General features: G+C 65.8%; 9 protein-coding genes and 2 tRNA genes. 8 read left to right on the top strand and 3 right to left on the bottom strand.

All coding sequences use genetic code 11. The features are described from left to right. Positions 1-5: 5 nt before the first annotated feature. Positions 6-92, bottom strand: a tRNA-Leu gene (locus ACIGFL_RS01535). Between the two features lie 84 nt (positions 93-176). Beyond that, positions 177-263: transfer RNA gene (locus ACIGFL_RS01540), tRNA-Leu, on the bottom strand. Positions 264-470: 207 nt separating this feature from the next. Here ACIGFL_RS01540 and rnr point away from each other — a divergent pair. From rnr to alr, 8 genes are all read left to right on the top strand, one after another. Further along, positions 471-2,975 carry a ribonuclease R gene (gene rnr, locus ACIGFL_RS01545; RefSeq protein ID WP_397495902.1) on the top strand — a complete coding sequence of 835 codons (2,505 nt, stop codon included), beginning with the start codon at positions 471-473 and terminating at the stop codon, positions 2,973-2,975. Then, the gene (rlmB, locus tag ACIGFL_RS01550) at positions 2,972-3,721 is read left to right on the top strand and encodes a 23S rRNA (guanosine(2251)-2'-O)-methyltransferase RlmB (RefSeq protein ID WP_122109156.1); all 750 of its coding nucleotides are present in this window, start codon (positions 2,972-2,974) and stop codon (positions 3,719-3,721) included. Before rnr ends, rlmB begins: the two co-directional genes overlap by 4 nt. 317 nt (positions 3,722-4,038) lie before the next feature. Then, on the top strand, positions 4,039-4,461 hold the full coding sequence (rpsF, locus tag ACIGFL_RS01555; RefSeq protein ID WP_003246846.1) for a 30S ribosomal protein S6: 423 nt from the start codon (positions 4,039-4,041) through the stop codon (positions 4,459-4,461). A 28-nt stretch (positions 4,462-4,489) separates the two neighbouring features. After that, positions 4,490-4,720, top strand: a complete 231-nt coding sequence (gene rpsR, locus ACIGFL_RS01560) for a 30S ribosomal protein S18 (RefSeq protein ID WP_003246847.1) — start codon at positions 4,490-4,492, stop codon at positions 4,718-4,720. A 36-nt stretch (positions 4,721-4,756) separates the two neighbouring features. Next, a complete protein-coding gene (locus tag ACIGFL_RS01565) occupies positions 4,757-5,650 on the top strand; it encodes a hypothetical protein (protein WP_021442792.1) in 894 nt (297 codons plus the stop codon). 21 nt (positions 5,651-5,671) lie between these two features. Next, positions 5,672-6,118: a 50S ribosomal protein L9 gene (gene rplI / locus ACIGFL_RS01570; RefSeq protein ID WP_021442793.1), complete on the top strand. Its 447-nt coding sequence runs from the start codon at positions 5,672-5,674 to the stop codon at positions 6,116-6,118. A 117-nt stretch (positions 6,119-6,235) separates the two neighbouring features. Further along, positions 6,236-7,630 carry a replicative DNA helicase gene (gene dnaB / locus ACIGFL_RS01575; RefSeq protein WP_021442794.1) on the top strand — a complete coding sequence of 465 codons (1,395 nt, stop codon included), beginning with the start codon at positions 6,236-6,238 and terminating at the stop codon, positions 7,628-7,630. A gap of 124 nt (positions 7,631-7,754) precedes the next feature. Continuing rightward, positions 7,755-8,831 (top strand): alanine racemase, encoded by a 1,077-nt coding sequence (gene alr, locus ACIGFL_RS01580; RefSeq protein WP_397495903.1) that lies wholly within the window; start codon positions 7,755-7,757, stop codon positions 8,829-8,831. A 3-nt stretch (positions 8,832-8,834) separates the two neighbouring features. Here alr and ACIGFL_RS01585 read toward each other — a convergent pair whose 3' ends face one another. Beyond that, complete coding sequence (locus ACIGFL_RS01585) at positions 8,835-10,718, bottom strand: diguanylate cyclase domain-containing protein (RefSeq protein ID WP_397495904.1); 1,884 nt, start codon at positions 10,716-10,718, stop codon at positions 8,835-8,837. Positions 10,719-10,727 lie beyond the last annotated feature (9 nt).

Below are 10,727 nucleotides of genomic sequence, written 5' to 3' on the forward strand. Positions count from 1 at the left end.
AAATTTGGTGCCCAGGAGAAGACTCGAACTTCCACGGTGTTGCCACCACTGATACCTGAAACCAGCGCGTCTACCAATTCCGCCACCTGGGCACTGCAGCAATGTTCGTCGTTGCCGACACGGAGCGTTGCATCCGTTTATCTGCAAAGTGGGTTATCAAGCCACTTCACGAAATTTGGTGCCCAGGAGAAGACTCGAACTTCCACGGTGTTGCCACCACTGATACCTGAAACCAGCGCGTCTACCAATTCCGCCACCTGGGCACTGAAACCGATGATTCCTCATCTGCTTCGTGTTACAACGTCTGCTCGACGCTGTGGGCGCGAACTATACGGGCGAGCATTTACCTTGTAAACCCCTGACCCCGAAAAAATTATTGTCGCTGGAAAAGCTGACCCCGAAGGCTTTTTCGCGCTTCAATAGGCATATGGCCCACACATATATACATACGCACAGGTAGCCCCTACTCAATGGCCGATTGGCAATCCCTCGACCCCGAGGCCGCCCGCGAGGCGGAAAAATACGAAAACCCCATCCCCAGTCGTGAACTGATTCTTTCGCATCTGGCCGAGCGCGGTTCGCCGGCCAGTCGCGAGCAGTTGGTCGAGGAATTCGGTTTGCATACCGAAGACCAGCTCGAGGCCCTGCGCCGCCGTCTGCGCGCCATGGAGCGCGACGGCCAGCTGATCTATACCCGCCGCGGCACCTATGCGCCGGTGGACAAGCTCGACCTGATACGCGGTCGTATCAGCGGTCACCGCGACGGCTTCGGTTTCCTGGTGCCGGACGACGGCAGCGACGACCTGTTCCTCAGCCCGGCGCAGATGCGCCTGGTGTTCGACGGCGACCGCGCCCTGGTGCGGGTGGCCGGCTTCGACCGCCGTGGCCGCCGCGAGGGCGGCATAGTCGAAGTGATCAGTCGCGCCCACGAGAGCATCGTCGGGCGTTACTACGAAGAGAGCGGCATCGGCTTCGTGGTCGCCGACAACCCGAAGATCCAGCAGGAAGTGCTGGTCACCCCGGGGCGCACCGCCGGCGCGCGCATCGGCCAGTTCGTCGAGATCAAGATCACCCATTGGCCGACGCCGCGCTTCCAGCCGCAGGGCGATATCGTCGAGGTGATCGGCAACTACATGGCGCCGGGCATGGAGATCGACGTCGCCCTGCGCAGCTACGATATCCCGCACGTCTGGCCCGAGGCGGTGATCAAGGAAGCGCGCAAGCTCAAGCCCGAGGTGGAGGAGAAGGACAAGGAGAAGCGCATTGACCTGCGCCACCTGCCTTTCGTCACCATCGATGGCGAGGACGCCCGCGACTTCGACGACGCGGTCTTTTGCGAGAAGAACAGCAGCCGCTGGAAACTGTTCTCCGGCGGTTGGAAGCTCTATGTGGCGATCGCCGACGTGTCGCACTACGTCAAGGTCGGCTCGGCACTGGATGTCGAGGCCACCGAGCGCGGCAACTCGGTGTACTTCCCCGAGCGGGTGGTGCCGATGCTGCCGGAGGAGCTGTCCAACGGACTGTGCTCGCTCAACCCGCACGTCGACCGGTTGGCCATGGTCTGCGAGATGAGCATGTCCAAGAGCGGCCAGTTGGTGGACTACCAGTTCTACGAGGCGGTGATCCACTCCCATGCGCGGCTGACCTACAACAAGGTCAGCCTGATGCTGGAAGATCCCAAGGGCAGCGAGGGCAAGGCCCTGCGCGGCGAGTACAAGGAGGTCCTGCCGCACCTCAAGCAGCTCTACGCGCTGTACCAGGTGCTGCTGGCCGCCCGCCACGAGCGCGGCGCCATCGATTTCGAGACCCAGGAAACCCGCATCATCTTCGGCGAAGGGCGCAAGATCGCGGAGATTCGTCCGACCCAGCGCAACGATGCGCACAAGCTGATCGAGGAATGCATGCTGGCGGCCAACGTCGCCACCGCGCAGTTCATGCAGAAGCACGAGATTCCCTCGTTGTACCGGGTGCACGACCGTCCGCCGGAAGAGCGCCTGGAGAAGCTCAAGGCCTTCCTCGGCGAGCTGGGGCTGTCGCTGCAGCGTGGCAAGTCCAAGGAGGGGCCGTCGCCCAAGGACTACCAGAAGCTGCTGGAGAGCATTCGCGAGCGGCCGGACTTCCACCTGATCCAGACCGTGATGCTGCGCTCGCTGAGTCAGGCGGTGTACAGCGCCGACAATCACGGCCACTTCGGTCTGAACTACGAGGCCTACACCCACTTCACCTCGCCGATTCGCCGCTATCCGGACCTGCTGGTGCACCGCGCCATCCGCAGCGTGATCCGCTCGAAGGTGGACACTCCGCACGTCAAGCGTGCCGGCGCGGTACCGATGCCGCGGGCGCGCATCTACCCCTACGATGAGGCGGCGTTGGAGCAGCTGGGCGAGCAGTGCTCGATGACCGAGCGGCGTGCCGACGAGGCCACCCGCGACGTGGTCAACTGGCTCAAGTGCGAGTTCATGAAGGATCGCGTCGGCGAGACCTTCGCCGGGGTGATCACCGCGGTGACCGGTTTCGGCATCTTCGTCGAGCTGCGCGACATCTATGTCGAGGGCCTGGTGCACGTCACCGCGCTGCCGGCCGATTACTACCACTTCGACCCGGTGCACCATCGCCTGTCCGGCGAGCGCAGCGGGCGCAGCTTCCGCCTCGGCGACAGCGTCGAGGTCAAGGTCATGCGCGTCGATCTCGACGAGCGCAAGATCGACTTCGAACTGTCCCAGGCCGCCGAACGCGAGGCGGTGGGGCGTGCCGGGCGTACGGCCAAGGCGCCGGGCCTGGGCAACACTGACGTGCAGAAGAGCCGCGAGGTGAAGAAGGCGCTGCTGGCTGGGGCCAAGGGTGGCAAGTCGGGCAAGGGCGCTGCCGCCAAGCCCAGCGGCAAGCCGCCTGCTGCGGCGCGCAAGGGCGCGGGGCGCAGCGACAGTGTGCCGAGCTCGGCCGGTAAGCCGCGCAAGCGTAAGGCCAAGCCATGAACCAGCTGGAAAAGGTCTACGGCGTGCATGCCGTCGAGGCGCTGCTGCGTCACCATCCCAAGCGGGTCAAGCAGCTGTGGCTCGCCGAGGGCCGCGGTGAGCCGCGCGTGCAGGCGCTGGTGGCCCTGGCCGAGCAGGCGCGGGTGAGCATCGGTCAGTGCGAACGGCGCGAGATGGATGCCTGGGTCGAAGGCGTGCACCAGGGCGTGGTGGCCGATGTCAGCCCCAGTCAGGTGTGGGGCGAGGCCATGCTCGAGGAGCTGCTCGACCGTGCCGAGGGCCCGCCGCTGCTGTTGGTGCTCGACGGCGTCACCGATCCGCACAACCTCGGTGCCTGCCTGCGCACCGCCGATGCCGCCGGCGCGCTGGCGGTGATAGTGCCCAAGGACAAGTCGGCCACCCTCAACGCCACGGTGCGCAAGGTGGCCTGCGGCGCCGCCGAGGTGATCCCGCTGGTGGCGGTGACCAACCTTGCGCGCAGCCTGGAGAAGCTCCAGCAGCGCGGCCTGTGGCTGGTCGGCACCGCCGGCGAGGCCGAGCAGGAGCTGTACCAGCACGACCTGACCGGACCGACCGTGCTGGTCATGGGCGCCGAAGGCAGGGGCATGCGCCGCCTGACCCGCGAGCACTGCGATTACCTGGTCAGGCTGCCCATGGCCGGCAGCGTCAGCAGCCTCAACGTCTCGGTGGCCGCCGGGGTGTGCCTGTTCGAGGCGGTGCGCCAGCGGCGCGGCGGCAAGCGCTAAGCCATAAGCGGCGAGGCGTAGGTTGGGCTGAGCTCCGCGAAGCCCAACGCTGACGCAATGACCGTCGTGCGGAGCTCTATGCGCTCCCTGTTGGGCTTTGGCGCTGCGCGCCTCAGGCTGCGCGCCCCGCCCCAACCTGCCGCTGTTCAAATAATCGCCAGTTCGCCTTGCGCGCGGCAGGGGGCTTCTCTAGAATGGCGCCCCTTGCCGCGACGGCAGGCCTTTTCGCGCCTACCGCCCGGCAAGCTCATCACGAGAAAAACCCACTCCTTGCCTGACCACCTTAGTTGGCAGGCTACAACCCGTAAGGAGCATTTATGCGTCATTACGAAATCATCTTTCTGGTTCACCCGGACCAGAGCGAGCAAGTCGGCGGCATGGTCGAGCGTTACACCAAGCTGATCGAAGAAGACGGCGGCAAGATTCACCGCCTGGAAGACTGGGGCCGTCGTCAGCTGGCTTACGCCATCAACAACGTCCACAAGGCCCACTACGTGATGCTCAACGTAGAGTGCACCGGCAAGGCCCTGGCCGAGCTGGAAGACAACTTCCGCTACAACGACGCCGTGATCCGTAACCTGGTCATCCGCCGCGACGAAGCCGTTACCGGTCAGTCCGAGATGCTCAAGGCCGAAGAAAACCGCAGTGAGCGCCGTGAGCGTCGTGAACGTCCTGAAAACGCCGAGTCCAACGACGGCGATGACAGCGACAGCAACGACAGCGACAACGCTGACGAGTAATCCACGGATCTATTGAGGAGCCAATCACATGGCACGTTTCTTCCGTCGTCGTAAATTCTGCCGCTTCACCGCTGAAGACGTGAAAGAGATCGATTTCAAAGATCTCAACACCCTGAAGGCCTACATCTCGGAAACCGGCAAGATCGTTCCCAGCCGTATCACCGGTACCAAGGCCCGTTATCAGCGTCAGCTGGCCACCGCTATCAAGCGCGCCCGCTTCCTGGCCCTGCTGCCCTACACCGACAGCCACGGCCGCTGAGATCGGATAGTCGACAAAAGTTAAGGAATAGATCGCATGCGCGCCCTGGCTGAATTCATCATGCGCGGCCGTATGCAGGCCACCCTGGTGGTGGTGGGATCGGCAGCGATGCCGCTGTTGTTCTGGTTGAGTGCCGCCGCCGGCAGCCTGGTGCTGCTGCGGCGCGGAGCCAACGATGCCCTGGGCATCCTGGCCTGGGCCATGCTGCCGGCGATTGCCTGGTGGTATTTCGGCGAACCGCGCACCGCTCTGGTGCTGGTCGGTGCGCTGGGGCTGGCGTTGTTGTTGCGCGCCGGCTGGACCTGGAACCGCATACTGCTGTGCAGTGTGGCGCTGGGCCTGGTGTATGGCCTGGTTCTCGGGGCGGTGTTCCGCGAACCCATAGAGGCCATGGCCGGCGAGCTGCACAAGCTCTTGCCGACCATGCTCGATGGGGTTCACCAGCAGATGTCGGTGGACGAACGCGCGCGTCTCGAGGCCTTGATCGCACCGGTGCTGACCGGATTGCTGGCGGCCTTGCTGCAGATCCTCAGCTTGCTGAGCCTGATCCTTGGGCGTTACTGGCAGGCGCTGTTGTACAACCCCGGTGGTTTCGGTCGCGAGTTCCGCGCGCTGAGGCTGCCACTGCCGCAGGCGTTGTTGCTGCTGGCGGGCATGCTGCTCGGTCCCAACCTGGGCCCGCAGCTGGCCATGCTCACGCCGCTGTGCAGCGTGCCGCTGCTGTTCGCCGGGATCGCCCTGGTGCACGGCCTGGTGGAAAAAGGGGGGCTCGGCCGCTTCTGGCTGGTCGGGCTGTACATCACGCTGTTGCTGTTCATGCAGCTGATCTATCCGTTACTGGTGGTCTTGGCCATCGTCGACAGTCTGTTTGATTTTCGCGGTCGCCTGGTGCGCAAGAACGGCCCGGGCTCCGCGAACGGTGAAGGTTAAAAGTTAAGAGGTAAGACCCAAATGGAAGTCATCCTGCTGGAAAAAATCGCCAATCTGGGCAACCTGGGCGACAAAGTGAACGTCAAGGCCGGTTACGGCCGTAACTTCCTGCTGCCGCAGGGCAAAGCCACCGCCGCTACCGCTGCAAACGTGGCTGCGTTCGAAGCCCGCCGCGCCGAGCTGGAAAAAGCCGCTGCCGAGAAGAAGGCTGCTGCCGAAGCTCGCGCCGCTCAGCTGGCCGAGCTGGAAGTCACCATCACCGCCACCGCGGGCGATGAAGGCAAGCTGTTCGGTTCCATCGGCACCCACGACATCGCCGACGCCCTGACCGCCTCCGGCGTGGAAGTGGCCAAGGCCGAAGTGCGTCTGCCCAACGGCACCATTCGTCAGGTTGGCGAGTACGACGTTGCGCTGCACCTGCACACCGACGTCGAAGCCACCGTCAAGGTGGTCGTGGTCGCCGCCTAATCGGCAGCTGCCAGGCGGGCTTGCACTCCGGTGCGGGTCTGCTGACAATCGGGCACGGTATCGCCTCGGCGATCCGTGCCCTTTGTTTTTCTATCGCCGTATTTTTTCCCCGAGCCTATGAACGACATCAGCATCCCCGAACAATACGACCTGCAGACCGCCGCGCTGAAGGTGCCGCCGCACTCGATCGAGGCCGAACAGGCGGTGCTGGGCGGCCTGATGCTGGACAACAACGCCTGGGAGCGGGTGCTCGATGGGGTGTCCGACGGCGACTTCTACCGGCATGACCACCGGCTGATTTTCCGCGCCATCTTCAAGCTGGCCGAGCGCAACCAGCCCTTCGACGTGGTCACCCTGTCCGAGCAGTTGGACAAGGAAGGCCAGCTGTCGCAGGTCGGCGGCCTGGCTTACCTGGGTGAGCTGGCGAAGAACACCCCCTCGGTGGCCAACATCAAGGCCTACGCGCAGATCATTCGCGAGCGCGCCACGCTGCGCAAACTGATCGGCATCAGCAACGAGATCGCCGACAGCGCCTATGCGCCGGAAGGCCGTACCGGCGAGGAAATCCTCGACGAGGCCGAGCGCAAGATCTTCGAGATCGCCGAAGACCGGCCGAAGACCGGCGGCCCGGTGGGCATCAACGACATCCTGGTCAAGGCCATCGACCGCATCGACACGCTGTTCAACAACGGCGATGCGATCACCGGCCTGTCCACCGGTTTCGACGATCTGGACAACCTGACCAGCGGCCTGCAGCCGGCCGACATGATCATCGTCGCCGGTCGTCCGTCGATGGGTAAGACCACCTTCGCCATGAACCTGGTGGAAAACGCGCTGATGCGCAGCGACAAGGCGATTCTGGTCTACTCGCTGGAAATGCCTTCGGAATCCATCGTCATTCGTATGCTCGCCTCGCTGGGGCGCATCGACCAGACCAAGGTGCGTGCCGGTCAGCTCGACGACGACGACTGGCCGCGGCTGACCAGCGCGGTCAACCTGCTCAACGACCGCAAGCTGTTTATCGACGATACCGCCGGTATTTCGCCGAGCGAGATGCGCGCGCGTACGCGCCGCCTGGCCCGTGAGCACGGCGAGATCGGCCTGATCATGGTCGACTACCTGCAGCTGATGCAGATTCCCGGCTCCAGCGGCGACAGCCGGGTCAACGAGATTTCCGAGATCTCGCGCTCGCTCAAGGGCCTGGCCAAGGAATTCAACTGCCCGGTGATCGCCCTGTCGCAGCTCAACCGCGGTCTCGAACAGCGCCCCAACAAGCGCCCGATCAACTCCGACCTGCGCGAATCCGGCGCGATCGAGCAGGACGCCGACATCATCCTGTTCGTCTATCGCGACGAGGTCTACCACCCGGAGACCGAGTACAAGGGCGTGGCCGAGATCATCATCGGCAAGCAGCGTAACGGTCCGCTGGGCACCGCCCGCCTGGCCTTCCTCGGCAAGTACTCGCGCTTCGAGAACCTGGCGCCGGGCAGCTACCAGTTCGACGACGAATAAGCCGGAGCTCTCGGGCCGATTTCCCGGATTGCATCCGGGCTACCTCGCGCGGCCAAGGCCTGGATCAATAAAAACGGGCGCCCAGCGGTTAAGATGGGCGCCCGTTTTCCGTTCAGGCCCTGCCATGCGTCCGCTTGCCGCCATCGTCGATCTCGCCGCCATCGTCCACAACTACCGCCTGGCCAAGCGCTGCGCGCCGGGGCGCCAGGCCTTCGCAGTGGTCAAGGCCAACGCCTACGGACATGGCGTGCGCGAGGTGGTCACCGCGCTGCACGAGGTCGCCGACGGCTTCGCCGTGGCCAGCCTGGAGGAGGCCGCCGAGGTGCGCGCCATGCACGGCGAGGCGCGCATCCTGCTGCTGGAGGGCTGCTTCGAGGCCAGCGAATACCCCATCGCCGCCCAGCTCGGCCTGGATCTGGTGGTGCAGAACGCGGCGCAGGCCGGCGCGCTGCTCGCCAGCGAGCCGTCGTGGCCGCTGAATGTCTGGCTCAAGCTGGACTCCGGCATGCATCGCCTGGGCTTCGCCGCCGCCGAGTTGCGCGGCTGGCATGGGCGTCTGCGCGCGGCGCCGCAGGTGGCCGAGCTCAATCTGCTCAGCCACTTCGCCTGCGCCGACGAGCGCGGCCACCCGTTCACCGAGCTGCAGGTCGAGCGCTTCCTCGAGTTGCTCGATCTGGACTTCGAGCAGCGCTCGCTGGCCAACTCGGCGGCGGTGCTGACCATTCCCGCCGCCCATATGGACTGGCTGCGCCCCGGCATCATGCTCTATGGCGCCAGCCCCTTCGCCGAGCTCGGCGCCGCTGAGCTGGGCCTGCAACCGGCCATGACCCTGGCCGCGCGGGTGATCGCCGTGCGCGAGGTGGCGGTGGGCGAGAGCGTCGGTTACGGCGCGACCTGGGTGGCCGAGCGCCCCTCGCGCATCGCCACGGTCAGCTGCGGTTATGCCGACGGCTATCCGCGCCATGCCCCCAGCGGCACGCCGCTGCTGGTCGAAGGCCGGCGTGCGGCGCTGGCCGGCCGGGTGTCGATGGACATGCTGACGGTGGATATCACCGACCTGCCCGAGGCCGGTATCGACTCGCCGGTGGAGCTGTGGGGGGCAAACCTGCCGGTGGACGAGGTGGCGGCGGCCTGCGGCACCATCGGTTACGAGCTGCTGACCAAGGTCACCGCGCGCGTGCCGCGGCGTTATATCGGCTGAGGGTCAGGCCAGGCCGCTGGGTATCTTGAGCACATCCAGCTGCAGGCAGGCCTGCTCGCTCAGCTCGCCGCCTTCGCCGTGCACCTGCGAGCCGGAGCGGCCCAGTTCCTTGACTCGATACAGCGCCTGGTCGGCGGCCTTGTACAGCCCGGCGAAGTGGCGGGCGTGCAGCGGGTAGAGCGCCACGCCGATGCTGATGGTCACCCGCAGGCGCTCGGCGCCGTAGTGCACCGGCTCGGAGAGGTCGGCCAGCAGGCGCCCGGCGATGTCGCGGGCCTGGTTTTCCGCGTCCTGGCCGCAGATCAGCACGGCGAACTCGTCGCCGCCCAGGCGCGCCACGGTATCGCCGGCGCGCACGTGCTCGCGCAGGCGCTTGGCGATCACCTGCAGCATCAGGTCGCCGGCGGCATGGCCGAAGCGGTCGTTGATCGGCTTGAAGTGATCCAGGTCGATCAGCAGCAGCGCCACGCTTTCGCCGTGCCGCTCGGCATGGGCCAGCGCCGATTCGCAGCGCTCGACCAGGTAGCGACGGTTGGGCAGCTCGGTCAGCGGATCGTGGAAGGCGGCGTGTTCCAGTTCGCGTTCGCGCAGGCACAGGCGCGCGTTGGCCGCGGCCAGTTCGGCGGTGCGCGCGGCTACTGCGGCCTGCAGCTCGTCGGCGCTGGCCTGCACCTGGGCCAGGCGCGCGGTCTTCTCGCGGTCGGCCTGCTGCAGCGCTTCGGCCTTTTCCTGCTTGAGCATCTGGATGCGGTAGGCCAGGGCGAAGGAGAACAGGATGGTCTCGGCCGCCACCGAAATGGGGAACAGGTAGGCGGTGAAATTGCCCGGCTCGATCAGCCCGGCGGCGCGCATCACCAGCACCAGGGTGCTGGCCAGCACGGCGCCGTAGCCGAGGAGGTAGAAGCGTGCCGGAAAGAAGCCCTGGTAGACGCGCATGGCGGCGCTGAACAGCGCGGCGGGCACGGTGACGATGGGGGTCAGGGCGATGATCAGCGCGCCTTCGGCGCGGTAGCCGAAGGCATTGACGAGGATGGCGACGACGTACAGCGCGCAGCCGGCATTCAGCAACTGGTGCGGCCAGCGCAGGCCGCGCCTGGTGTAGAGCAGCTCCTGGGTGAAGCGCATGACGAAGATGCCCCAGAGCGAGGGCAGGGTGATGCGATCCAGCCAGAACGGCACCGCGCTGCCGGGCCAGAGGTACTGGAAGCCGTGGCCGGTCATGCTGAGGATGAACACCAGCACGCAGGCGGTGGCCAGCACGTACCAGAGGTAGGCCTTGTCGTGCAGGGCGATGAGGATGAACAGGTTGTACAGCAGCAGGGCGAGGATCACCCCGTAGATCAGGCCGAAGCCGAGGTTCTCGCGGCTGGCCTGCTGCTCCAGGTCGGACAGCTGCCAGACCTTGAGCGGAAAGGAGTTGCCGCCGGGATCGAGGCTGCGAAAGTACAGGGTCAGGGGTTGTTCGCCGAGCTCCGGCAGCTTGAACAGCATGCGCCGGTAGGGGTAATCGCGACCCTCGGCGTAGGGCACGGCGGTGCCGGTCTGGCGCTCGTGCCAGCCGCCCTGGCCGTCCGGCAGGTACAGCTGCAGGCGGTAGATGGTGATGCCGGCGTTTTCCAGCCACCATTGGCGCGGGGCGTCGGCGCTGCGCTGCAGGCTGACCTTGATCCACCAGGGGTTGCGGCTCTGGCCGACGGTGGCGCGGCCCTCGGCCGGCGCGAAGCGCGCCTGCACGGCGGGATCGGCCATGTCGGCTATGCTCAGCTGGCCACCGACGTCCTCCAGCAGTTCGATCCGGTCGTTGAGCCACAGGCCGCTGCTGCCGGCGTCCAGGGTAATGGGCGCGGCAGTGGCCCAACCGCAGCAACAGGCCAGGATCAGGATCATCAGTCCCGG

Source organism: Pseudomonas sp. NPDC077649, from assembly GCF_044542855.1.
Lineage (GTDB): Bacteria > Pseudomonadota > Gammaproteobacteria > Pseudomonadales > Pseudomonadaceae > Aquipseudomonas.

Coding starts and splice junctions, on each gene's coding strand:
- rnr (WP_397495902.1), top strand. CDS start 471: ATGGCCGATTGGCAATCCCTCGACCCCGAGGCCGCCCGCGAGGCGGAA.
- rlmB (WP_122109156.1), top strand. CDS start 2,972: ATGAACCAGCTGGAAAAGGTCTACGGCGTGCATGCCGTCGAGGCGCTG.
- rpsF (WP_003246846.1), top strand. CDS start 4,039: ATGCGTCATTACGAAATCATCTTTCTGGTTCACCCGGACCAGAGCGAG.
- rpsR (WP_003246847.1), top strand. CDS start 4,490: ATGGCACGTTTCTTCCGTCGTCGTAAATTCTGCCGCTTCACCGCTGAA.
- ACIGFL_RS01565 (WP_021442792.1), top strand. CDS start 4,757: ATGCGCGCCCTGGCTGAATTCATCATGCGCGGCCGTATGCAGGCCACC.
- rplI (WP_021442793.1), top strand. CDS start 5,672: ATGGAAGTCATCCTGCTGGAAAAAATCGCCAATCTGGGCAACCTGGGC.
- dnaB (WP_021442794.1), top strand. CDS start 6,236: ATGAACGACATCAGCATCCCCGAACAATACGACCTGCAGACCGCCGCG.
- alr (WP_397495903.1), top strand. CDS start 7,755: ATGCGTCCGCTTGCCGCCATCGTCGATCTCGCCGCCATCGTCCACAAC.
- ACIGFL_RS01585 (WP_397495904.1), bottom strand. CDS start 10,718: ATGATCCTGATCCTGGCCTGTTGCTGCGGTTGGGCCACTGCCGCGCCC.